This window comes from Exiguobacterium sp. R-39 (assembly GCF_049942815.1).
Classification (GTDB): Bacteria; Bacillota; Bacilli; order Exiguobacteriales; family Exiguobacteriaceae; genus Exiguobacterium_A.
In genome coordinates this window covers 1,527,609-1,548,414 of record NZ_CP187965.1, presented here as the reverse complement: position 1 = coordinate 1,548,414, position 20,806 = coordinate 1,527,609, and the positions used below count along the sequence as shown (strand labels likewise).

At 48.5% G+C, this 20,806-nt stretch carries 28 protein-coding genes and 2 pseudogenes; 14 read left to right on the top strand and 16 right to left on the bottom strand.

Features of this window, described 5'->3' with window-relative positions:
* The first annotated feature begins 29 nt into the window (after positions 1-29).
* The gene (locus ACP26N_RS08180; protein ID WP_426353476.1) at positions 30-1,115 is read left to right on the top strand and encodes a hypothetical protein; all 1,086 of its coding nucleotides are present in this window, start codon (positions 30-32) and stop codon (positions 1,113-1,115) included.
* Positions 1,116-1,168: 53 nt separating this feature from the next.
* Here the strand turns inward: ACP26N_RS08180 and ACP26N_RS08175 are convergent, their stop codons facing one another.
* On the bottom strand, positions 1,169-1,588 hold the full coding sequence (locus tag ACP26N_RS08175; RefSeq protein ID WP_426353474.1) for an SRPBCC domain-containing protein: 420 nt from the start codon (positions 1,586-1,588) through the stop codon (positions 1,169-1,171).
* A 163-nt stretch (positions 1,589-1,751) separates the two neighbouring features.
* On the opposite strand from ACP26N_RS08175, the gene ACP26N_RS08170 reads away from it, so the two are divergent.
* The 3 genes from ACP26N_RS08170 (at position 1,752) to ACP26N_RS08160 (ending at position 4,147) form a co-directional block, all read left to right on the top strand.
* The gene (locus tag ACP26N_RS08170; RefSeq protein ID WP_114595801.1) at positions 1,752-2,369 is read left to right on the top strand and encodes an ArsR/SmtB family transcription factor; all 618 of its coding nucleotides are present in this window, start codon (positions 1,752-1,754) and stop codon (positions 2,367-2,369) included.
* The gene (locus ACP26N_RS08165; RefSeq protein ID WP_426353472.1) at positions 2,356-3,564 is read left to right on the top strand and encodes an MFS transporter; all 1,209 of its coding nucleotides are present in this window, start codon (positions 2,356-2,358) and stop codon (positions 3,562-3,564) included. The genes ACP26N_RS08170 and ACP26N_RS08165 overlap by 14 nt, the downstream gene beginning before the upstream one ends.
* A gap of 130 nt (positions 3,565-3,694) precedes the next feature.
* The gene (locus tag ACP26N_RS08160) at positions 3,695-4,147 is read left to right on the top strand and encodes a GNAT family N-acetyltransferase (protein ID WP_426355401.1); all 453 of its coding nucleotides are present in this window, start codon (positions 3,695-3,697) and stop codon (positions 4,145-4,147) included.
* Positions 4,148-4,286: 139 nt separating this feature from the next.
* Here ACP26N_RS08160 and ACP26N_RS08155 read toward each other — a convergent pair whose 3' ends face one another.
* Positions 4,287-5,198, bottom strand: coding sequence for a methyl-accepting chemotaxis protein (locus ACP26N_RS08155; protein WP_131972700.1), 912 nt, complete (start codon positions 5,196-5,198; stop codon positions 4,287-4,289).
* A 240-nt stretch (positions 5,199-5,438) separates the two neighbouring features.
* Here ACP26N_RS08155 and ACP26N_RS08150 point away from each other — a divergent pair, with 240 nt between their 5' ends.
* The gene (locus tag ACP26N_RS08150; RefSeq protein WP_207904755.1) at positions 5,439-5,780 is read left to right on the top strand and encodes a PadR family transcriptional regulator; all 342 of its coding nucleotides are present in this window, start codon (positions 5,439-5,441) and stop codon (positions 5,778-5,780) included.
* On the top strand, positions 5,752-6,267 hold the full coding sequence (locus ACP26N_RS08145) for a DUF2812 domain-containing protein (protein ID WP_165871621.1): 516 nt from the start codon (positions 5,752-5,754) through the stop codon (positions 6,265-6,267). The genes ACP26N_RS08150 and ACP26N_RS08145 overlap by 29 nt, the downstream gene beginning before the upstream one ends.
* Positions 6,268-6,314: 47 nt before the next feature.
* Here ACP26N_RS08145 and ACP26N_RS08140 read toward each other — a convergent pair whose 3' ends face one another.
* From ACP26N_RS08140 to ACP26N_RS08125, 4 genes and pseudogenes are all read right to left on the bottom strand, one after another.
* Positions 6,315-6,791: a VOC family protein gene (locus tag ACP26N_RS08140; protein ID WP_426355400.1), complete on the bottom strand. Its 477-nt coding sequence runs from the start codon at positions 6,789-6,791 to the stop codon at positions 6,315-6,317.
* Positions 6,788-7,608: pseudogene (locus ACP26N_RS08135) on the bottom strand (hypothetical protein). The gene ACP26N_RS08140 and the pseudogene ACP26N_RS08135 overlap by 4 nt, the downstream one beginning before the upstream one ends.
* Positions 7,609-7,626: 18 nt before the next feature.
* Entirely contained in the window at positions 7,627-7,806 is a 180-nt protein-coding gene (locus tag ACP26N_RS08130; RefSeq protein WP_426355374.1) for a hypothetical protein, read from the bottom strand.
* Positions 7,807-7,831: 25 nt separating this feature from the next.
* Positions 7,832-8,020 (bottom strand): PspC domain-containing protein, encoded by a 189-nt coding sequence (locus ACP26N_RS08125; RefSeq protein WP_012370394.1) that lies wholly within the window; start codon positions 8,018-8,020, stop codon positions 7,832-7,834.
* Between the two features lie 136 nt (positions 8,021-8,156).
* Between ACP26N_RS08125 and ACP26N_RS08120 the strand changes: the two genes are divergently transcribed.
* Positions 8,157-8,372: a hypothetical protein gene (locus tag ACP26N_RS08120; RefSeq protein ID WP_426355373.1), complete on the top strand. Its 216-nt coding sequence runs from the start codon at positions 8,157-8,159 to the stop codon at positions 8,370-8,372.
* Positions 8,373-8,442: 70 nt separating this feature from the next.
* Here the strand turns inward: ACP26N_RS08120 and ACP26N_RS08115 are convergent, their stop codons facing one another.
* Positions 8,443-9,753, bottom strand: a complete 1,311-nt coding sequence (locus tag ACP26N_RS08115) for a right-handed parallel beta-helix repeat-containing protein (RefSeq protein ID WP_426355372.1) — start codon at positions 9,751-9,753, stop codon at positions 8,443-8,445.
* Between the two features lie 94 nt (positions 9,754-9,847).
* Between ACP26N_RS08115 and ACP26N_RS08110 the strand changes: the two genes are divergently transcribed.
* Positions 9,848-10,462 (top strand): hypothetical protein, encoded by a 615-nt coding sequence (locus ACP26N_RS08110; protein ID WP_426355371.1) that lies wholly within the window; start codon positions 9,848-9,850, stop codon positions 10,460-10,462.
* A 43-nt stretch (positions 10,463-10,505) separates the two neighbouring features.
* Here ACP26N_RS08110 and ACP26N_RS08105 read toward each other — a convergent pair whose 3' ends face one another.
* From ACP26N_RS08105 to ACP26N_RS08085, 5 genes are all read right to left on the bottom strand, one after another.
* Complete coding sequence (locus ACP26N_RS08105; protein WP_426355370.1) at positions 10,506-11,009, bottom strand: DUF1572 family protein; 504 nt, start codon at positions 11,007-11,009, stop codon at positions 10,506-10,508.
* A 20-nt stretch (positions 11,010-11,029) separates the two neighbouring features.
* On the bottom strand, positions 11,030-12,064 hold the full coding sequence (locus ACP26N_RS08100) for a hypothetical protein (RefSeq protein WP_426355369.1): 1,035 nt from the start codon (positions 12,062-12,064) through the stop codon (positions 11,030-11,032).
* A 115-nt stretch (positions 12,065-12,179) separates the two neighbouring features.
* Positions 12,180-12,923, bottom strand: a complete 744-nt coding sequence (locus ACP26N_RS08095; RefSeq protein WP_426355367.1) for an SDR family NAD(P)-dependent oxidoreductase — start codon at positions 12,921-12,923, stop codon at positions 12,180-12,182.
* A gap of 24 nt (positions 12,924-12,947) precedes the next feature.
* Complete coding sequence (locus ACP26N_RS08090; protein WP_131972708.1) at positions 12,948-13,742, bottom strand: SDR family NAD(P)-dependent oxidoreductase; 795 nt, start codon at positions 13,740-13,742, stop codon at positions 12,948-12,950.
* Positions 13,739-14,188: a MarR family transcriptional regulator gene (locus tag ACP26N_RS08085; protein WP_131972709.1), complete on the bottom strand. Its 450-nt coding sequence runs from the start codon at positions 14,186-14,188 to the stop codon at positions 13,739-13,741. The genes ACP26N_RS08090 and ACP26N_RS08085 overlap by 4 nt, the downstream gene beginning before the upstream one ends.
* A gap of 226 nt (positions 14,189-14,414) precedes the next feature.
* Between ACP26N_RS08085 and ACP26N_RS08080 the strand changes: the two genes are divergently transcribed.
* Entirely contained in the window at positions 14,415-16,163 is a 1,749-nt protein-coding gene (locus tag ACP26N_RS08080; RefSeq protein ID WP_290826738.1) for a methyl-accepting chemotaxis protein, read from the top strand.
* A gap of 108 nt (positions 16,164-16,271) precedes the next feature.
* Positions 16,272-16,673, top strand: coding sequence for a VOC family protein (locus tag ACP26N_RS08075; RefSeq protein WP_131503824.1), 402 nt, complete (start codon positions 16,272-16,274; stop codon positions 16,671-16,673).
* Positions 16,674-16,740: 67 nt separating this feature from the next.
* On the opposite strand, the gene ACP26N_RS08070 is transcribed toward ACP26N_RS08075, so the two are convergent.
* The 4 genes from ACP26N_RS08070 to ACP26N_RS08055 form a co-directional block, all read right to left on the bottom strand.
* Positions 16,741-17,118 carry a hypothetical protein gene (locus tag ACP26N_RS08070; protein ID WP_131503825.1) on the bottom strand — a complete coding sequence of 126 codons (378 nt, stop codon included), beginning with the start codon at positions 17,116-17,118 and terminating at the stop codon, positions 16,741-16,743.
* A gap of 34 nt (positions 17,119-17,152) precedes the next feature.
* On the bottom strand, positions 17,153-17,695 hold the full coding sequence (locus tag ACP26N_RS08065) for a nucleotidyltransferase family protein (protein WP_426355365.1): 543 nt from the start codon (positions 17,693-17,695) through the stop codon (positions 17,153-17,155).
* Positions 17,696-17,709: 14 nt separating this feature from the next.
* On the bottom strand, positions 17,710-18,186 hold the full coding sequence (locus tag ACP26N_RS08060; protein WP_426355363.1) for a hypothetical protein: 477 nt from the start codon (positions 18,184-18,186) through the stop codon (positions 17,710-17,712).
* A gap of 131 nt (positions 18,187-18,317) precedes the next feature.
* Positions 18,318-19,280: a DMT family transporter gene (locus tag ACP26N_RS08055; RefSeq protein ID WP_290826746.1), complete on the bottom strand. Its 963-nt coding sequence runs from the start codon at positions 19,278-19,280 to the stop codon at positions 18,318-18,320.
* A gap of 128 nt (positions 19,281-19,408) precedes the next feature.
* Between ACP26N_RS08055 and ACP26N_RS08050 the strand changes: the two genes are divergently transcribed.
* The 4 genes and pseudogenes from ACP26N_RS08050 (at position 19,409) to ACP26N_RS08035 (ending at position 20,753) form a co-directional block, all read left to right on the top strand.
* Positions 19,409-19,657, top strand: coding sequence for a transposase (locus ACP26N_RS08050; RefSeq protein ID WP_426355361.1), 249 nt, complete (start codon positions 19,409-19,411; stop codon positions 19,655-19,657).
* Between the two features lie 23 nt (positions 19,658-19,680).
* Positions 19,681-19,752 (top strand): annotated as a pseudogene (locus tag ACP26N_RS08045) (hypothetical protein); the annotation flags it as partial.
* A gap of 6 nt (positions 19,753-19,758) precedes the next feature.
* Positions 19,759-19,914: a hypothetical protein gene (locus ACP26N_RS08040; RefSeq protein ID WP_426355427.1), complete on the top strand. Its 156-nt coding sequence runs from the start codon at positions 19,759-19,761 to the stop codon at positions 19,912-19,914.
* On the top strand, positions 19,911-20,753 hold the full coding sequence (locus ACP26N_RS08035) for an IS3 family transposase (RefSeq protein ID WP_426355359.1): 843 nt from the start codon (positions 19,911-19,913) through the stop codon (positions 20,751-20,753). The genes ACP26N_RS08040 and ACP26N_RS08035 overlap by 4 nt, the downstream gene beginning before the upstream one ends.
* Positions 20,754-20,806: the final 53 nt, after the last annotated feature.

Here is a 20,806-nt window from a genome sequence, read left to right as displayed (position 1 = left end):
TTCTTAAAACAGAACGGGAGTTTTCCGATATGCCTTATTTTTTAAAACTCAGCTTATTCAGCCTTGTCCTGCTGCTTGCCGGATGCAGTCAGCCAAAGACGGAATCAATTCAGCCGGTACCGGCACCAACAGAATTAATCCGCAGTGAGGGTTTTTCGACACTTGGACCAAGTACGAATTACGACTTAACAGATGTCTATCAACGTTACCCTTACCTGTCCGGTCCAAGCTATATCGATGAAGCGGCCGTGTACTTTTATGCCTCAAGCGAAAAAAGCAGTTCGGTTTTCCGTTACTCGCTGACGGATCGGCACCTGAAAAAACTCTATTCAACGAACCAAACCATCTATAAGTTGGTCGGCGTCGGACGACAACTGTACTGGATCCGTTATCAGGACAACGGAAAAAACAGCAACTGGACGCTCGACGTGATGGATTTAGCAACCGGGTCGCTTCAACAACTTGACCACGGAACAGAACCGTCTCGTTTTTATCCGGATTTGCAAGCCACGTCGGCACATGTCTCCTGGATCAAACATATCAATCAGAAAGATAAGACCCAGTCACTCGTCCAGAAATATGATGCAGCGACCGGGTATGTCACGACACAAAAAACGCTGACAGTGAAGGAATCAGAAACCCGAAGCGGCGACTATGCCCAGTACATACGGGACGGTGATGCGGGAATTCTTCTTGATCAAACAACATACAAAGCAGATGAAAAAACGACCGCCTATACGACGCTTTCCGGAAAAGCAATCAAAAAGACGACGATGCCGTTTGATTTCGCCTATGGACAGCATTATCTGGCTACGGGAGCGGAAGGGTCTGCGGGATTTCAAGCACATGTGTCGAATCATACGTCCTATCGTTACAAGACGCCGGAACCGTATTTCATCCTTGATGGTTTTTGTTTCCTGACACCGGATCACATCGTCTTCCGGGAAGAACGCAATCAACTTCTGTATACGGACCTGTCGAATGGAACCGTCGTCCCGTTGACGGACCAGGAAGGCGAATATTCAAAACCGGTCTTCACGAACGGGCGACTTGGTTACAGCGTCGTCCGGGATGATGGATCCCTGTCTTTCCGCATCATTCAAGTCAACAACTGAACATGAGAAAAGCCCGTTCCAGATTGGACGGGCTGTTTGCTGTCTGATCGTATTCACTGTTGTTCCGCGTAAACCTTGAACCGGTCAAGGATGGCCTGCCAACCGGCCTGTTGCATTTCCGGAGGATTCACCGACTCCGCCTCGAATGTTTCCACGACTTCCGTTTCCTCCCCGTTCGCCGTAAACTGTACCGTTACATGCCGTCCGTCGTCGAGCGTATAGGCAAGTTTTTCATATAAGATGACTTCCTGGTAGGCACCAGAGAAGTCAAACCCCATACTGCCGTCTTTGGCTGCCATGTGGCTGGAAAAACGGCCCCCCGCCTGAACATCATTCGTCGCTTCCGTCGTATGCCAATCATCCGATGCCGCATTCCATGCTTTGATGTGTTCCGGTTCCGTCCAATACGTCCAGACTTCGGCGACCGGACGTTGGATTACGGTCTGGATTTGAATTTCTTGAGCTTGGTTCATATGAATCACTCCTCTGTAAGTTCAGAATCTGTTCTTTGTTTAACGTTCTGTTTTAACTGAACAAATCCTTCTTTTAAAAAAATGGTTTATTTTGTCAATCATTCAGGTATACTAGCTTTACAGTTAATAAAAGTTAACCGGTTAATAAAAAGGAGTGTTAATAATGGAACAGCAGGCGATTTTGATTCTCGAACAGTACGAACAACTCAAAGTCATCAGTGATCCGATGCGGACAAAAATGCTGATGCATCTGATTGAACAGCCACATACCGGCCAGCAATTGGCACAAAAACTTGACGTCTCACGGGCAAAGATTTTGTATCATCTGCGTGAACTCGAAAAGTATCAGTTGATTCAACTCGTCGAGGAAGAAATCCGAGGCGGAAATGTATTGAAGTTTTATCAGGCCGTCGCCCGCGGATTCATTCCGGCTGATCATCTCCTGAATCTTGTCGAGACGAAACAAGCGACACGCCAGTCTTATGTCGAGGTCCTCGACCGGGCGAAAACACGTGTCTTGACGGCGCCTGACCGCTCGTTTGCCCCGCGTTCCTCTGACGTAGAGGACTGGGAAAGCCTGTCGTTCCAACAAGAACTTCGACTTTCACCTGAGCAATTCTTGACGTTTACGAAACGGTACCGGGAACTGTTGCAGGAAGTCGAACACGATGCATCAACGGATGAGACAGATAAAAAATTGTATTACGTGATGGCGACGGCGTTTGAGATTGATGCACCGTTAGTTCAAGCGGACGAGGAGGGAGGACATGCAGGCAACTGAGCAAAAACCACATCACCCGCTCTTGCGGAATCGTTCGTTCCGAGCACTTTGGCTCGCCAGTACCTGTTCCTTCCTCGCCTTATCGACCTACTTATTTGCCGAGCAGTGGTATATCCTCCGCGTCTTGAAACTGGATGCGTATTTAGGTCTCGTCTTGATGTTGACGTTGTTGCCGCGGATTTTTTTAATGGTGTTTGGCGGTGTCATTGCTGATCGGTTCAACAAATCGATCATTTTACGCTATTCCAGTCTGCTGCGATTTACCTTTGTTCTGCTGTTGCTGTCCGTCTATCACTTCGAGCTGTTGACGATTGTTCCGCTTGCATTATTTGCGTTTACGTTCGGTTGCATCGATGCCTTTTTCTCCCCTGCCAGTGCGTCCCTGTTGCCCCTTCTCGTTTCAAAAGAAGATCTGACGCGGGCCAACTCAATTCTTCAAACCTCCAATCAGATGGCCTTGTTCTCCGGACCGTTGCTTGGCGGCGTACTGCTGACCTTCTCATCGTTCCACTTCATATTTTTGACGATTGCACTGTTTCTTTTGCTCGCATCGCTCGGTACCTTTTTCATTCGCGAACATCCCATCGACAATCCGACTCGGACATCTGCCCGGATTGAACTTGCTCAAGGATTTCATTATGTGTTTGCCGACCCATACTTAAAACGGATCCTCTTCCTGCTGATTATCATCAACTTTTTCTTTTTTGGTCCGTTGCTGATGGGGATTCCGTTACTCGTCGATCGGGTTTTAGGAGGTCAAGCCCTGGACCTCAGTTATCTCCAAGGCGCGTATCAGCTCGGCATGCTGCTTGGTGCCGCCTGGATCGGCTTCAGCAACCTAATCAATCAATCTTTTCGCCTGTTGCTATCGCTGATTGGTCTGCTTGGAGTCGGTCTTGTATTACTCGGACAAATCGGACACGTCTGGCAAGGCGTTCTGCTGTTGCTGACAATGGGAGGCATCTCCTCCATCATCAATGTCCTCATTTTGACGACGATTCAAACGACGACACGACCACAGATGATGGGCCGGGTCATGAGCCTTGTCAATGCCGCGTCAAACGGTCTGGTTCCATTGTCTTACGCTGCCCTGTCCCTCACACTGTCGTTTGAGATTCGTCTCGAACAGATTCTTTTCTTCTGCGGCTGCGGGATCGTTTTTGTAGTATGTACTGCATTCGTCCGGATCAGGTGAACGCGTCAAAAAAAGTCAGATCTTGTTTCAGGGAAGATATGACTTTAAGTTGTCGAAATGAAGAAACGGGAACAAAGAATAGAAGAACAAGTCCATCAAAACTAACCGTGAGGAGTGTGCATCTATGGAGATCACCATCCGTCAACTGTCAGCTCATGAGAAGCCGCCGATGGAGCTTTTGCTATTAGCGGATCCGTCTCAGAAAATAGTCGCAGAATATTTAAAAAGAGGTCGTTGTTTCGTAGCCGAAATAAGGAATCAACTGATCGGTGTGCATGTTCTTCTACCCACAAGACCGCACACAATCGAAATCGTAAATATTGCAGTAGACGAGAAGTCTCAAGGAAGCGGCGTTGGAAAAATGCTCTTACAACATGCCATCGAAACCGCTAAAGCGATGGGATATACAACCATCGAAATCGGGACAGGAAATTCAAGTATTGGCCAGTTGGCCCTTTATCAAAAATGTGGATTTCGTATTATTGGAGTCGACCCGAACTTCTTCTTACGGCACTATGAACAGGACATTATAGAAAACGGGATCCGGTGTACCGATATGATTCGGTTATCTCAAGACATCTAAGAGTCTTCCACTTAAACAACTTAATGGATCAACGTATGTCTCAGGAAAACGACAAAAAAGCGGTCCTTCTCGATAAAGAGAAAAGCCACTTCGTCTTCAATCGTAAGTCATGTCCAAGCATAGGGCATGACTCTTTTATTTAAATGACCGTCGTAAATTTCTTTGCCGTTTCGTTGAGTTCATGGGCCGACTCACTGACGGTCTCAAACCGTTGCAACGTCTCTTCCATGACGGAAACACTCGACGAGGCATCAGCGTTTGCCCGCGTGATGCCCTGTTGAATCCGCTCCAGCTCCTTGTTCATCTGTTCCGTCGTATTTCGGACGTTGACGACAGCCAGTTCAACAAGCTTCGAGAGATTACGGACTTCCGTCGCAACGACGTTAAAGCCGCTTCCATGCTCACCGGCGCGTGCTGCTTCAATCGAGGCGTTCAACGACAGTAAGTTCGTCTGCGCCGCAATCTCTTTGATCGTCCCGGTAATCTTTGTGATCTCGGAAGACTGTTCCTGCAGATTCGCGAGTGTCCGTAAATTTTCTTTGGCATCGTCCGCCATCTTCTCGATCGTTTGTTTCAGTTGACGGCTCTCCTGTTTGCCTTGCATGGAACGGTCATCAAGATCCATTGCGATGCCGGCAAAGGACGTCGCATACTCTTGGATGGTTTCTTGCCGGTCCGTGACATCAGAAGCTATCTTGACGACGCCGACGACTTGGTTTGCTTCATAAATCGGCATATAAGTTGCTTCAAGCCATATCGAGTCGCCGCGGGCGTCAATCCGTTCGATTTTATCAGCCGAGCTGAAACCGGCCAGTAGTTTGTTCCATAATTTTTGATATGCCTCACTGTTCACAAAGTCCGCTCGGCAAAACAGATGGTGGTGCATACCAATCATCTCGTCGCGTTTGTACTTCATGGTCTTGGCAAACAAGTCGTTGACATCAACGACCCGGCGTTGCGTATCAAAACGGATCATTGCGACATTGTTGGTCAGGGCCTCCAGAATATCAGGAGAAGCGAGTGTCGTGTTTGTTAATTGGGGTGTCGTCATGTAGTTAATCTCCTTCAGGGCATCATTTCAAATTTCATCCATTTAGTAACAAAACTATTTTGTGGAAAAACGATTTTATCTGCCCCTCATCATAACAAGTCCCATTTCCGCTTCACATCAATCTGCTCAATTTAAGAAAAACATTGACCCCTTTCTCAAAAGAGGTCTTTTTTGGGATTATTTTTTCATGCTTTACAACTTATTTCCAATCATGTATCATTTATATCGGGAGGCGATACATTGAGGAACGATACATCAGTTTTGACCGAGAGTACGTATTATGTTTTGCTTTCGTTGACGACACCGAAACACGGATACGCGATGATGCAACAAATTGAACAATTAACAGACGGGCGCGTCCGAATGGGGCCAGGCACGATGTATGGGGTCTTAAAAAATTTACTTGAAAAAGGTTGGATCAAAATTGTCGAAGAAGCCGGTCGCCAGAAAATTTATGGTTTAACAAAATCCGGCTATGAAGTATGTTTGGCAGAACGGGCTCGTCTGTCGCAAGTATTACAGCATGCTAACGACTTACTTAAAGGAGCAACTGATGAAAAAATTCAAACTTTACCTAAATGATGAAACGGAAGAACGCTGGGTCAATGAGATGAGTCGTAAAGGCTGGCAACTGACGAAGTTTTCTCCGTTCGTCTACACGTTTGAACGGGAGGATACGGTCTATACGTACCGGAATGAAATGATTACTCAACGGCCAAACCGTTCTGAGTATTTCGCTTTTTTAGAAGAAACAGGTGTCGAAATCGTTCATGCCAATCCTTTTTGGGCATACTACCGGAAAGCCGGTACCGAAGAATCCTTTGAATTGTTTACGGATACAAGCTCGACCAAACGCTACTTAGAAAAGAAACTCCAAACGTATTGGATCACCCTACTGTTTTTACTGATCTCGATGCTGTCCTTGTTTTTAATCCCAAATATCGTACAAGAGATGACACATCCTGTGACTGCTTCGGTGATGATCGGATTCGCCGTCCTTGAAGTTCTGTTGATTGTAGCGATTTTCTCGATCATCTACCGGACTAAAAAGCATCTACGGTCGCTCTAACACCAAAAAAACCTCTTCGATTTTATTGTAAATCGAAGAGGTTTTGCTTATTTCAAGGTATAACCTTGCTCGTTCAATAATCGTTCCCATTCGCTTAAGTACATGTAATCTTGTGCGCCGAGCGGATTGTTGAGCTTCGTGATGAACTCGAGACTGTTGCCGTCCGGATCGTTAAAATGGATCTTCGCATGAGCATGCTGGGCAATCGGCATGACGAAAGGTTCCGTCCCTTCAAAACCAAATGCCTTGCTTGGCGTATAACCACGCTCCGTCAGCCAATGGACCGACTCACGCAAGCCGTCGAGTGAGACGTGAAAGGCGATATGCCGGATCGACGGATGATACGGCATATCGACTTGGTCCGCTTGCCAGAGACCAAGCCAACTTTGCTCTTCAACAATCCAAAGAAAGGCGATTTTTTCATCCACGATGTGATCAAGCTTCAATCCGAGTCCCGTATAAAACGCGATGGACCGCTGTAAGTCGCGGACCGGCAGATGTGCTTCATATAGGCCAAGAATTATCGCCGTTCACGTGCCTTGACGTGTCCGTTCAACGCCTCGATATAGCGGCTTGCCGAACGGGCGACAGCAGCATTGGCATCCGTTACGACGATTTTATGAACGCATCGTAGATTTGATTAAAGCGGACGTCTTTTAGAGCAGACGCCATCTCAGCGACGGTCATTGCCGGTAACGGAATCAAATTCGGATAACTGTACATGAAGCTGACCCACGCCTGATCGGCGACGACACGGACAATATCCCCGGTCAGTAAAATCCCGCGTCCTTCGTCCCCTGTCGTCCATTCGAGCACGGTCGCCCCGTCAAAATGGCCGCCGATCCGGTGTAACACTACATCGTCAGCCAACTCCAAACGGTCACCGGACCAAAAGACAATCCGCTCACTCGGACGTGTCACCCATTCCTTGTCCGCTTCATGAATGTACAGCGGAATTTCAAACGTTTCCGCCCACTCGACCTGGGTCGCGTAATAGTGCGGATGCGACAAGGCCATCGCATCGAGCTGTCCCACTTTCTCGATGACCGCCTGATCGAGATAGGTGATGCAGTCCCAAAGAATCCGTTTTGTCCCGGCAACGAGATAAGCCGTCTGCCCGATCCCGAACTTTGGTGTCGTGACGAGACTCGAAAGTCCCGGTTGTTCTTCTGTTACGGTCGTTTGATACATCCCGGACGAAATCAGATCCGGAAGTGTCGTCCACGATTGACCGTTTGGATTCACATACTGACGTTCATCGGTGCAAATCGGACAGATGTCGTCCTGTGTTATGTTCTCATCCATCTGAACCCCGCACGTCGAACAAATTAAGTAAGTCATGTCTATTCCCCCTGCCGTTTAAGATCTTCTGACGCGTACCCAGATGATGTTGATCAGGGCAAAAATCAGAGCCCCGGCTACGAATCCGAGCAGGACACTGACATCAAACGTCCCTTTCGCTTCGTAAACAATCAGTAACCCGACGATTGCGCCAATCAGAACACCTAACACACGAAGTGCAATCTTTCCGTTTGTCATCGTCATGCCCCCTCTTGTTCATTTTTTACAATGTTCTTGGTGCATCCGCCATCGCGTTAGCGAGAATCATGTAAATGATTAAATTGATCGGAAGTGGAATCACTATAAAAATCAGACGGACGGCCAGTGACGAAATACCGAAGTGTTCCGCGAGTCCGCCGCACACTCCCTGGATCGAGCGGTCTGTCGCTGATCTGCGTAATGATTGAGCCAATCGTCTCCCCTTCTTTCTCTGATTCCATGTTGGGTGATTCATCCATATGTTACAATAATTAGTATAACGTAACGGAGTCCGATTTTGCAGGGGACAGCCCTTGTGAATCGGAACCCGAAAGAAAGGGCGTGCGACATTGGATATTTTTTATTTACTTCAGGAACGGGCGTTACCGTTCTCGATTTTGGCTTTACTGATGATGGCGAGTGCCGTCGTCGTGTATGTCGTCTGGAAAAGACAGGTCAGCTTGCCGTTGCCGTTGTGTATTTTTACGACCGTCATCTGCCTGACCTGTATCATCGGTTCAGCCTGTTTAATGCTTTTCGCACTGTTCGTCGGCTACAACGCTTAAAAAAATACGAGTCCGGTAAACAAACAGACGTCACCTTCCCTCAAGGAGAAGAATGACGTCTGTTTTTCATTCATCGTATGACTGCCCGCTCAAAAGCGGTTTGAGTACGGTATTCTTGATCCTGCCAAATCCAACGCTTCGCTGTTCCTTTAGCCAAGCGATAGGTGTTCTGTTCGAATTGATTCCCGGAGCTCGTCTTAAAGAAGTGGGCGACAAACAGATTGTCTTGCCCCGTCGTAAACGTATTGTGGTCGATCCGGTTATCGCGGACATCGTGTTGGACCAGCAGTTGTCCCCCTTCCAGGCCTTTCATATCATTGCCAGTGACTTGATTGGCCGTAATCCGGACCTGTTTCGTTCCACCACGCTTCTTGTCGTATCCGCCGATCGATATGCCGGTAAAGCGATTTTGTTTGACCAGATTGCCGCGGACCGTGACTTGTTCTGCGTATTTCCCCGCATGTTCACTCGTTACTTCGATGCCGATATCATTCCGCTCGACGGTATTGTTTTCGATTGTCAGCTGTTTGCCGCCGTCGACGTAAATACCGGCTGCATTGTACTCCTTGCCATAGACCGGATTTCCGTAACTTGAACTGTCGGAAACGTGATTCCCGACAATCGTCCCGCTCCGTGCATAATCTTCTGCCGGATTCGTTGCGACCCCTTCATATCCAATTAAGTCGATGCCGATGTTATCGTTCCGTCGAACAGTGTTGTCCGTGACGGAAAAACCGTTGATGTTACCATTCAGCACCAAGGCTTCGCTGGCCCCGAGCCGGTTATCTTCGACCCGGTTACCCCGGACAGTGATCTGCTTCAAACGACCGGTTCCATAGATTGCAATCCCGTGGGCGTTGCCGTCTTTCGCATGGGTTTGAATTCGCCGGACCTGGTTGTCGATCAATTGAATGTTCCGTCCGGTTCCTGTAACAAAAATTCCGATCGGTGTCTCATCGGTTCGTTTCGTCGCAATGTCGGCGACCACCAGTCCTTGAATCGTCACGTACTGTCGATTTTCGATCCGGACGAGTGCTGTGTCCCCGTCTTTCTGCTTCAGCGTCTTCCCACTTAACACCACTTTCTCCTTTTGATAGTTCCGGAAGACGACCGGTGCGTGCTTCGTCCCGCTGTACTTGACGGTTAACGCTTCCGGATATGTTCCTTTACGCAGATAGACCGTTGTCCCGGCTTTCGCAAGCTGACTGGCCCGTTTCAGCGTTTTCAGCGGTTGCTTAAGCGAACCGGCATTCGTATCCTTGCCGGTCGGAGCGACATACAGAAATTTTTTGGCAGCTGTCGACTCCGCCGGTTCTTGATTCCAAGTCGCCGAACAGCCGAACAGTCCGAGCGACAATAAGAGAATAAAACGTTTTTTCATATAAATCCGTCCTTCCTGTGACACCTAATCAGATTGTAAATATCATCCATTCCCCTTACACTGAATATACTTACAGATGAAGGACGTGACGTGGATGTTGAAACAACTGCTTGTCTGTTCACTATCGGCACTTTTACTTGCCGGTTGCACCGCAGAAGAAACCGGTCCGAAAAAAGTCATCAAATCAACGGAACTGCCGTTGACACTTAAATTAGTTGAGTCCAAAGAACCGGCAGTTGCCTTTGTAAATAGCGCGACCTATGTCATGACCGGTCAAACGGATCAACCCCTTTACCTGACCGGAATCGAGCATTTCGCGTCGGGTAAGCAGAAAATCTGGTTTTCCGAGACCATCAAACCCGGTCAATATGACGGAAAATCACTGAAACTCAGTCAACAGTCTGATCGCGCAAAAGGCTACCGGTCCTACAGATATGAGCTTGAGGATACGATGAATGAGTGGTCCGAAGAATCAAATGATTTTAAAAAATTCTTGATGATGGGTGTCGAGTTTCAGAACCAATCATTCCACGCATCTGAATATGACCTGTTGATGTTAGAAAAGTCGACCATTCATGAGTCCATGGTCGGAAGATCATTAGCTGGTATCCATTCTCCTGAAGGCATCAAACTTAAAAAGGGCGAGCATGCTTTTACGATTTCATTATCAACTAAATCCTTCGGTACCCCAAGTGCACGTACACTATGAAAACAGACCTGTCTCTTCGTAAAAAGAGGCAGGTCTGTTTCGTTCAATGCCGTTGATGCGGCAAGGGAATTGTCAATGGTTTAAAGTCCGGTCCGAGCAGGATCTTCATTAAAAAAATCAGCTGTCCGGTGTGATAGGCATAATGCGCAAGTTGCCGTTCAATCGCGTCGACGACGAGATGCGGTTCTCCGCGGATCAAAACAGTTCGTTCCAGATCGTCCGGTGTCAAGGAAGCAAGCGTTGATTCGACGAGTTGCCAGCCGTCGTTCCACAGTGTCAGCAAGGTCCCTTTGTCATGACCCTGGTCGACAAACTCGGCGTCCCGGTTGCGGTCCGACTTTTCTCCGTCCGTCGTTAAAAAATCGGTCCAACGTGATGTCATATTGTTCGCCATATGCTGAATCAACAGTGCCACGCTGTTCGTGTCGGGTGCCAGTGTCTGACGGAACTGTTCCTCATTCAGCCAGCCGAGTGCCTGCTCTGCCGGTTCGCGGACGGCCCGGAACCGTGCTTGAATTGCCGTCAAATACACCTCTTCAAAAGCCATTTTATTTCCTCCCTTTGCTGTTAATCCATCACAAAGTCCACACCATTTGCTCCTTCGACCGGTATCGTCCGTAACGTTTTTAAGTTGTCATCCGTGATAATCAATCGGCCTTTTCCGGAAAATGATGTTTTACTTTCCGTGAAATATGACGTCTTCTTATATGGATTCCGGTAGAGGTAACGGTAATAGTTTCCCTCCTTCCAAAAATCAGGTCGGACCGGTTCAACCCGGAACGCTTGTCCGAACGTCCACTTAACGAGCCGTTGATCCGTATCGTTTTCACCGGTGCCGATGATTTGATAACCGGTCTGTTTGTTGATCATCCGCATCGGTTCCGTCGCCCAGTAGTTGACATCATCCAATACTGAAAATAACTTTTGCTGCATCGTTCCGTCCGTCTTCAGCCGGATCATCATGCCGTCGGTCGTTGCAAAATACGCGGTCTCTTTCGCACCGTATAACGCCGTATAGGCATACGGTTCGTCCGCTTTTCGAATGACGCGTGATTTTCCGGTCGTCTGGTCGAGCAGGATCATTCCGGCCGCCCCTTCTTTATCATCCTCGGTACCGTTGTTGGCATAAGCAATCGTCTGATCCAGTTCAAGAATCGGTGAATCAAAGACCGGCATCAGCCGGTCTTCAATCGGATACCGTTTGTCTGTCCGGACGTTGATCAACTGAATTTTTTCCTTTGGCTTCGAGGCATTCGATTCCAGCCAAACATCTTTCCCGTAATGGGCAACGGATGTGATCGCTGTATTCGGCACCTCATGTTTTGTAAACTCGCCCCGTTTTAAATCATACGTAAAAAAGTGATCGGCTTCGATGCCATCCGGGTGATGCGCATAGATGTGGCGCGGGTCGGTTCCTTTTTGTGACAGCCTCATCCAATAGAAATCCGGGTCAGCAATTGCTTCTGCCTTCAGCTCTTTCCCCGTTTTCGAGAGTGTCGTCATCAATCCCGGTTCTTGCGGATCATCCTGTGTTTCTTTATAACGGTTAATATCGCTTCCATACAGCAGGATGACTTGACCATCTTTCGGTGTAAACGTCATTGTACCGCTTTTTTTGTAAAAAAATTCTTTAAAAACGAATTTTTATTACCAATTGACCTGTTATTCGATAAAAAAAGACACTGTCGGATGGACAGCGTCTTTCATTTCCTTTGGGTTAACGGGCTGTGACGCCACCGTCTACCGGAAGACCGATTCCCGAGATATGACTCGCTTCATCTGTCGCAAGGAAGAGAACAGCATGCGCGACTTCTTCCGCCTGTCCGACATGACCAAGCGGAATTACCTGTTCAAAATAATCTTTATACGCGGCCATCGACGGGGCACTCATCTTTGTCTCGATGTATCCTGGATAAACGGCATTGACCCGGATGTTGTACTTGCCGTAATCGACAGCCGCCGCCCGTGTCACCGCATCGATGGCGCCTTTTGATGCCGTATAACCACCGGCTCCCGCCATTCCGCTGATGGCAGAAATCGAAGCGATATTGACGATCGAACCCCCGGTCTCCTGCATCAACTCAATCGCCTGTTGCATCCCGAGCAGAACACTGTTGATGTTGATGTTAAAAATTCGGGACCAATCGGTTTCGTTCTGCTCTAAAAACGGGGTACTCAACGCAATGCCGGCATTGTTGACCAGAACATCCAGTCGATTATACTCCCGCATGATCATGTCCATGACGCCTTGCCAACTTTCACGGGAAGAGACGTCGTGGCGTAACGCATACGCTTGACCGCCTTCAAGCAGAATCTGTTTGACGACCGCACGGACGGCCTCCTCATTGATGTCGGTCGCGACGACGACGGCACCTTCACGCGCCGTCATCATTGCCGTTGATTCTCCCATGCCGCTTCCGGCACCGGTCACTAACACGATTTTTTCTGCTAATCGATTCATTTTCATCCACTCCGTTTCTTGATGTTAAGGTTGCATCGCTAAAAAATCGGGACTGGTCGGATTGCCGATATAATGTCCACCTTCAATTTGTAAGGTCTGCCCGGTCATGAACTTTGATTCGTCCGACGCAAGATAAACGACGGCATGTCCGATGTCATTCGCCTCACCGTGATACGGGAGGGCATTGTATTTTTCGAAGGTCGCAAGCAGACTGGGACTCATGTTGGCTTTTGCTGCCGGTGTCAAAATCAAACCGGGAGCAATCGCATTACAGCGGATCAAATCCTTCCCGTACTGCGTCGCGATATACTTCGTCAGCTGAACGACGGCAGCTTTCGATGTTCCGTAAGCCGAGCGGATACTGTCGCCCGCAAAAGCCGACATCGAAGCTGTATTGATGATAGAGCCGCCGCCAGCCTGTTTCATATGTGGAATCGCATAACGGGCACCGAGCAAGACACTTTTGACGTTAACGTTCATCAAACGATCCCATTCCGCGAGGTCCATCGCGACGACATCGAGATCTTTCTGAAGATTCGTCAGACCGACGTTGTTAAACAGGATGTTAAGTTTTCCATAGGTTTCGACGGTAAATGTAACGGCATTCTGGATCGAATCGGCTTCCGATGCATCCAGGAAGACCGCCTGAACCTGTTTTCCTTGTCTCCGTAAACCGGCCGCCACGTCTTTTGCACCCTTGATGTTGTAATCTGCTATTACGACCGCAGCACCTTCTTCCGCAAGCAATGTTGCTGCCGATAAGCCGATACCTGACGCACCTCCTGTCACCAACGCTACTTTTCCCGCTACTCGATTCATCGTTTCACTCCGTTCTCCCGCTTTGCCCGGATATGGGTCAACAGTTTTTCGTTGATTGCTAAATAAAGCCGAATCTCTTCTTCATCCAACACGTCATACAGTTCAAGATACTGTTGTTTTCCGATCGCTTGAGCTTCACTTAAGACCTGTTCGCCCTGCTCTGTGATTTGGAGCAACACCTGCCGCCGGTCTTGTTCGTTGTAGACCCGCTCGACCAGTTCAAGCTGGATCAGTTTTTTGGCGATATTCGTCATCGCCCCTCCCGTAAAACCAAGTGTTTCCGCTAACTTCATTTGATTTTGAGGTCCTTTTCGTTTTAACTCCCCTAATGTCAAAATCGGTGAGATGCCGATTTTGTGCGGAAAACGAGCGTTCCAATCAATAATGGCTTCATTTGTCACAGCTTCCACCGTATGAATCATCTTAAAAAGTTGATCTTGTTCCATTGTCCCCACATCCTTTTGGTCGGTATTCTGTCCAACCAGCATTTTTACTTACCACGTTAAATAATTTAACACTAAACTATTTAACTGTAAACTTTTTTAAGTAATAGGATATCCCGCACGTTTTTTTGTTCACCTCGTACTTTATTTACTACGCTCGCTATAACTTTTTAAAATTTCAGCCGATAAAATAGATAAGCAACACGCAAAACATCACCAGGAGGATTATATGGACACAACACGGACTCATTCCATCAGAACACGTTTACTACTCATCATCAGCTTGATTCTCATCCTTTTCTTTGTTTTCAGCAGCGTCTCGCTTTACCTGACAACTAAACAAACCGCGCTATCGACACTCAAGAAAACAGCGGAACAGGATGCGCTCCGGATTTCAGCCTCCGTCGATTCCGCCGCTTATCAAGAATTTTTAAAAAATCCTACGAATGACGCGATCTATGATGAATTACGCGAATCACTGGATCAACTCCGCAAGCAAAACGGATTGTTGTATGCCTACACGGCAAAAGTGGACCAAAATCAGGTCAAACTATTGATTGACGGTCTGCCGGTTGCAGAGGCCGCAAACATCAATGATCCGGCAACCGGTGCTGTTGCCTCCGACATGAAGGACGTCTTACGCGGAGAGACCCACTCAACCGATGTCATCGATGATCCAAAATTCGGAAAATATATCAGCGTCTATGTTCCGTTAAAAAGTCCGACCGGAAACATCATCGGTATTCTAGGAACTGACATCGCAGCGAAAGACGTCGAAAACTTGACGACGGCGATGCTCAAACAAACGTTGCCGCTTTTTATCGGTCTGTTGATCGGTTTACTCGCTGTGACGCTGGGGCTTCTCTATTACATACTCGGCCGGAAACTGAAACCGCTTGAGACCCTGCAGTCCGTCGCCAAGATGATTGCCGATGGAAAACTCGAGCTGGCCCATCAGACGATGCACCGTTTGACGATTCCGGCAAAAGATGAAATCTACGCACTCGCCCGCTCGATTCAGCAAATGAATGAAACGCTTCGTTTGATGATCGTCGACATCAAACGGACGACGGTGCTCGTGACGGATACCAGTCAAGCCATCGACGCCGGCACGACGGAAGTGCTCGACGGTTCAACGCAGATTGCCGAGACGATGTCGGAAATTGCGATGGGGACCGAAAGTCAGACACATACGACACTCGCCTTGACGGACGAGATGACCGGCTTCTCCGCGCTTGTCCAAAAGACGGCTGACGACAGTCAAGACATCGAACAGACGGTCGAAACGATGCGAAGCGTGTCGCAAGAAGGACAAACGCAGATGAAACAATCCGTTGTCCGGATGAACACGATTCATACGCACGTCGCCGAAGCCACGGAGCAGGTCCGACAATTGAAACAACAATCGAACGATATCCAGGCTCTCGTAACAATCATCCGGGACATCGCTGCACAGACGAATCTACTCGCTTTGAATGCAGCCATCGAAGCGGCGCGTGCCGGTGAACAGGGAAAAGGATTTGCTGTCGTCGCGACCGAAGTCAAGAAACTGTCGACCCATGTCGCAAGCAGTGTCGATCAAATCGCTGCCATTGTCCAAAATATCACCGGGAATTCAACACAAATGGAAGTCCGGTTTGCTGAGACCCTCCAAGAGACACGACTCGGGCAGCAGGAAATCCAAGCGACGGACAGCTCGTTTTCGCAAATCGCGGGACAAGTTGGAACTGTCGCTGCGTCGGCGTCCGATATGCGCAGGCAAATGCTTGATGTCGCCCGTACGGAAGCCCGGATTCGCAGTGCGTTGACAGAAATTGCCGCCGTTGCCGAAGAACATACGGCCGGTAATGAAGAAGTCGCCGCAGCATCGGAACAGATGATTGCAACGATTACCGGATTACATGTCCTGGTTGAGACGTTGAATGAAACATCGGCTTACTTGACTGATCAGACAGAGAAGTTTGAACTGGAATCATGAAAAACGTCCGTTTCCTCATAGGAAGCGGACGTTTGTTTATGCTAAAATTTAAACCGGAATCGCTGAACATAATCTATTTTGTGACTGACTGGAAAGGACGTTATTTCATTGAAACAAATCCATCATCTCTGTATCCAGACGACTGATTACATCGCGTCAAAAACCTTTTACGAACAACTCGGCTTCGAGCTGATCCAGGAATCACCCGATTTCCATACACGTGCCTTCAACAGCTGGCTGAAGCTGGGTGACTTCTATATCGAACTCCAGACAAACAAAGTCGACGAGACATTGAAGTCCTATACGAAACATGCGGCCGGTCCCGTCCACTTCGCATTGTATGTCGATGATTTACAGGCGGAAGTCGCACGGCTCGAACAACTCGGCATGCCGTTTTTGCCGAAACATGGCGGTAATATTTACTTCGTCGTCGACGGTCATCTCAGTAAACTGAAGGCACCGGAAGGAACGATCATCGAACTACGGGATACGTGGACGATCAAAGAATAATCAAACAAACGCTTATGCCTCGTATATTCAGGGCATAAGCGTTTTTCCGTTACAATAAAAAATTTTGTCATTTGATTCCCAAGTTCTCGATATACGTCGTTTTTGCCTTGTCGAGTTCATCCGACACCGTTTTCAATTCTTTCCTTACGTACTGGTCACCCTGCTTTTGATAGACACTTTCTTGCAGTGACTTCTTACCTCCCTGCACAGGTGCATCATAGGACAATTCAATCCAGTCCCCGTCATCACTGACTTCAATTCCCGTTTCTTTTCGGACGATCGGATCGTGGTTCCGTCGTACGAGTTCTTCGTTTTCCAGTTTAATCACGGTATCGATGGATTCGTTAAACTTCTTTTTGTAGTCAGGTGGCGGTGCTGGTTCCCGGAATAGGTAAAAGACAATCAAGGCTCCGAGACTGACAAGCAACATCTTTTGAAAGTTCATCTGTACCCTCCTTTTACAGCCGATCATGAATTATTCAGAACTGATTGACTATCTGTAAATCATGCCGCTTGTCCCATCCCTTGTCGGCTACGCGTTTTTGAAAGATAGTATGATGCGGTAATCCTTTTGAGAACAGCGGGGTCGGACGAATCGTCCGGGTCTGTAAATCGGATGCGCCATATGCCAGGTACAACTGAAATTGTCCGTCCGTTAATTTCGCCGCAATCGCCGTCACCGTCTCCGGAAAATGCGCAATAGCGTCGCAGGTCGATTGATACGGCAGAAACCCGTTTTTCTGGTGCATCCGGACCTGGTTTTTAACGGACCACGGCAACGGTTGCCAAGATTTCAATAACGCTTCATACTGTTTTTCCGTCGCTTCCGATGTATCGGTCGCGTCGTAAAAGACGACATCGATATCCTGTTCCTCAGTCAAAGTCAGCCCCCAAATCAACGACCGGATGTAACCGGCGCAAATCCAGGCATCCGGCAGTCCGAGCCGGTCGACGAAATTTAACTGTTCGTGCAGTATTTCATTTTCACTTAAGGCACGGTAAATGTCATTGGTTTCTTGCATCGATTGGCCCCCATTTAAGTCTTCAACTTTTTCCACGTCTTCGGATAGGTCCGCAACTCTTTTTTTGTCGGATGCTCGGGATCGAGTACTTTTCCACGGCGTTCAAGGATCGTATCCGCCATCAAGAGCATGATGGCGAGCAACAGATACACACCGATGCTCGTGAAGAACGGCAGACTCAGGTTCAATACGACCGGCAGAAAAAGACCGACCAAGACGATGAAACAGTAATCAATTACGTACTGGATTTGGATGATCCGCTTCATCGCCGGATAAGGCGTCAGCGCCATATCCCGGTTGACTTCTTTGGAATGCAACTGGGCAATCAGCACCAGTGCAACGATGAGAACGGCGAACGGCCAGTATGCTCCGCGATTGGCGATAATCAGAATAATACTTGTTCCGTACAATAGCGCACTCAATATGCGTTGTTTCATCAGACGCCGTTTTGCCTCCTGAATGAACCGGGTCCGCTCCTGTTTATTTTTCATGTTCTTCGCTCCTTCCACTTTCATTATACAATTTATAGGAGATGATGAATCATAGTATGGAAAGAATGGAGTGTTTAAAACTAAAAATGTCTCTTTTTCGGATTGATTAGATCCAAAAAGGAGACATTTCTTTACAAGCGAATCAAAATGATCCCGACAATCATCAAACCAAGGCTAAATAATTGAACACCGGTGACCGGCGTTTTGGCTGCGCCAAACCATCCGAAGCGGTCAATCAACAGACTGCCGGTCAACAGACCGATCGTGACGATGACGACGGCAACGCCCGTTCCAACGAGCGGGACGATAACTGCATTCCCGGCGATAAACAAGGCGCCGATCAACCCGCCGATCCAAATCCACCATGGAGTCGGGAGCGACCGGTCAAACTGCCACTTCGTCCGGACGATCAGATTGACAAGCAACAAGGTCACCGTTCCGACGATAAAGGAAATCAATGCTGCTTTAATGGCGGACTCGAGCACAACTCCGAGATGGCCGTTAATCGCAGCTTGGGCGGCACTCATCATACCCATGATGACACCAAGGACCCGCCAACCGTAAATCGTTGGATCGACTGGTTTCGCTTGTTCCGGATAGCGGCGTTTTGAAAGCCAATCGCCGAGCGCAACCGTTCCGACGACACCAAGTAAAACAAATCCCGCACCGATTAGTCTTGTGGACGAAAGCGGTGTGGAATTTGTAGAAAACCAACCGAAGTTGTCAATCAACAGCCCCATCAGCACCTGTCCAAAAATCGGCATGATCACCGTCTGGACACCGCCAATTCGCGGAAAGAGCAGAATGTTTCCAGTTAAAAAGATGACACCGAGCACGCCGCCGATCCAAATCCAGCCGGGTTCCGACCAAACGCCCGGATTCAGACTGAAATTACGTTCGACGAACAGCGTCAGCAAGATCAAAAAAACCGTCCCGATGCTGAAGGACAGCAGAGAGGCAAGGAACGGCGAGCCGACAATGCCGCGTAAGCGTGTGTTGACACTCGTTTGAACGGGAACGAGGATCCCGATGATTAATCCAATGATAATGGCAAGAATAAGAAGCCCTCCTTTTGTACGAATCGTTCCTATCATATGCCAGAGGCGGACAGGAAAGCGATTTGCCTGCTTATGTCGTCAGTTGAACACAAGAAAAGCATCCGGATTTTGAACTGCCCCATAAAAGTTGGACATGAAAATCCAACTTTTATGGGGTGTTTTTTATGGTCAAATATACGAAGGCGTTTAAAATCCAGGTCGCTGAACGTTATCTGACGGGACGAGACGGATACCAAGGTGTGGCGAAAGAATTCGGGATAGCGCGTCAACTGATCCGTGACTGGTCGCGTCTCTATGAAAGTTGGGGGGAGACAATCTTCGATCCTTCCTACACAACCCACTCGCCGACATTTAAACTGGAGGTATTAAATGACATGGCGACCAACGGGCTGTCCCGCATGAGGCGGCTATAAAATACCGAATCTCCTCCCCAGGGATGATCTCGAACTGGCGATCAACGTATGAACGGGAAGGGGTCGAGGGTCTGGTCGCCAGACCGAAAGGACGTGCCCCGATGGCGAGACGCAAAAAGAATCCTGAAGAGGTGACAGAGGTTGAGAAGCTCAAGGAGCGAATCGAGTACCTCGAGATGGAGAACGCTGCGTTAAAAAAATTGAGAGCCTTGGTTCAAGAAGAGAACGCGCGACGAACCGGATCAAGGCGCAAGTGATCGACGAGTTGCGGGCGATCTATCCCGTCCCGGGACTCCTCCGCGTGCTCGGTATGGCCCGAAGCGTCTACTACTACTGGCGGACGCGCCTGACGGGCGAAGACAAGTATGCGGAGGTGAAGGCAGCCATCCATACCCTCTTCCACGAACACGAGGGGCGATGTGGCTATCGTCGCATCCACGCACTCCTCGAACGCCAGGGCTTCCGGCACGACCCGAAGACCATACGCCGTCTCATGAACGAGCTCGGGCTTAAGTGCCTCGTCCGCATGAAGCGATACCGCTCCTATAAGGGGCGAGTCGGGAAGGTCGCGCCTAACCTTCTCCAACGGGACTTTAAGGCCTCCGGCCTGAACCAGAAATGGGTGACCGACGTCACTGAGTTTCACCTCTTCGGGGAGAAGCTCTACCTCTCGCCGATGATGGACTTGGGAAACCGTGAGATCATTGCCTATACCATGTCGGACCGTCCCACATACCAATTCGTCGGCGAAATGTTGGACCAGGCAATCAGAAGGCTCGATGGAGAAGCCCAACCAATCCTCCATTCCGACCAAGGTTGGCATTATCAATACCGAGCGTTCATCGATACGCTCCACGAGCACGGCATCACGCAAAGTATGTCCCGTAAGGGAAACTGTCTCGACAACGCAGCCATCGAAAGCTTCTTCGCCGTGCTCAAGTCAGAGCTCCTATATCTCAAGGAGTTCGATGACATGGACCACTTCAAATGTGAGCTCAAGCGTTATATCGAGTACTATAACCATCGTCGTATTAAGAGACGACTAAAAAACCTGAGCCCGGTGGAATACCGGACTCAGGTCCTCAAGGTCGCCTGACGAATTATTTATTGTCTAACTTTTTTGGTTCAGTTCATTTCGCGGATGCTTTT

Excerpts from the sequence above, each read along its gene's own strand:
- ACP26N_RS08180 (WP_426353476.1), top strand. The coding sequence starts at position 30 with ATGCCTTATTTTTTAAAACTCAGCTTATTCAGCCTTGTCCTGCTGCTT.
- ACP26N_RS08175 (WP_426353474.1), bottom strand. The coding sequence starts at position 1,588 with ATGAACCAAGCTCAAGAAATTCAAATCCAGACCGTAATCCAACGTCCG.
- ACP26N_RS08170 (WP_114595801.1), top strand. The coding sequence starts at position 1,752 with ATGGAACAGCAGGCGATTTTGATTCTCGAACAGTACGAACAACTCAAA.
- ACP26N_RS08165 (WP_426353472.1), top strand. The coding sequence starts at position 2,356 with ATGCAGGCAACTGAGCAAAAACCACATCACCCGCTCTTGCGGAATCGT.
- ACP26N_RS08155 (WP_131972700.1), bottom strand. The coding sequence starts at position 5,198 with ATGACGACACCCCAATTAACAAACACGACACTCGCTTCTCCTGATATT.
- ACP26N_RS08145 (WP_165871621.1), top strand. The coding sequence starts at position 5,752 with ATGAAAAAATTCAAACTTTACCTAAATGATGAAACGGAAGAACGCTGG.
- ACP26N_RS08130 (WP_426355374.1), bottom strand. The coding sequence starts at position 7,806 with ATGACAAACGGAAAGATTGCACTTCGTGTGTTAGGTGTTCTGATTGGC.
- ACP26N_RS08115 (WP_426355372.1), bottom strand. The coding sequence starts at position 9,753 with ATGAAAAAACGTTTTATTCTCTTATTGTCGCTCGGACTGTTCGGCTGT.
- ACP26N_RS08110 (WP_426355371.1), top strand. The coding sequence starts at position 9,848 with ATGTTGAAACAACTGCTTGTCTGTTCACTATCGGCACTTTTACTTGCC.
- ACP26N_RS08105 (WP_426355370.1), bottom strand. The coding sequence starts at position 11,009 with ATGGCTTTTGAAGAGGTGTATTTGACGGCAATTCAAGCACGGTTCCGG.
- ACP26N_RS08100 (WP_426355369.1), bottom strand. The coding sequence starts at position 12,064 with ATGACGTTTACACCGAAAGATGGTCAAGTCATCCTGCTGTATGGAAGC.
- ACP26N_RS08095 (WP_426355367.1), bottom strand. The coding sequence starts at position 12,923 with ATGAATCGATTAGCAGAAAAAATCGTGTTAGTGACCGGTGCCGGAAGC.
- ACP26N_RS08090 (WP_131972708.1), bottom strand. The coding sequence starts at position 13,742 with ATGAATCGAGTAGCGGGAAAAGTAGCGTTGGTGACAGGAGGTGCGTCA.
- ACP26N_RS08085 (WP_131972709.1), bottom strand. The coding sequence starts at position 14,188 with ATGGAACAAGATCAACTTTTTAAGATGATTCATACGGTGGAAGCTGTG.
- ACP26N_RS08080 (WP_290826738.1), top strand. The coding sequence starts at position 14,415 with ATGGACACAACACGGACTCATTCCATCAGAACACGTTTACTACTCATC.
- ACP26N_RS08070 (WP_131503825.1), bottom strand. The coding sequence starts at position 17,118 with ATGAACTTTCAAAAGATGTTGCTTGTCAGTCTCGGAGCCTTGATTGTC.
- ACP26N_RS08065 (WP_426355365.1), bottom strand. The coding sequence starts at position 17,695 with ATGCAAGAAACCAATGACATTTACCGTGCCTTAAGTGAAAATGAAATA.
- ACP26N_RS08060 (WP_426355363.1), bottom strand. The coding sequence starts at position 18,186 with ATGAAAAATAAACAGGAGCGGACCCGGTTCATTCAGGAGGCAAAACGG.
- ACP26N_RS08055 (WP_290826746.1), bottom strand. The coding sequence starts at position 19,280 with ATGATAGGAACGATTCGTACAAAAGGAGGGCTTCTTATTCTTGCCATT.
- ACP26N_RS08050 (WP_426355361.1), top strand. The coding sequence starts at position 19,409 with ATGGTCAAATATACGAAGGCGTTTAAAATCCAGGTCGCTGAACGTTAT.
- ACP26N_RS08040 (WP_426355427.1), top strand. The coding sequence starts at position 19,759 with ATGGCGAGACGCAAAAAGAATCCTGAAGAGGTGACAGAGGTTGAGAAG.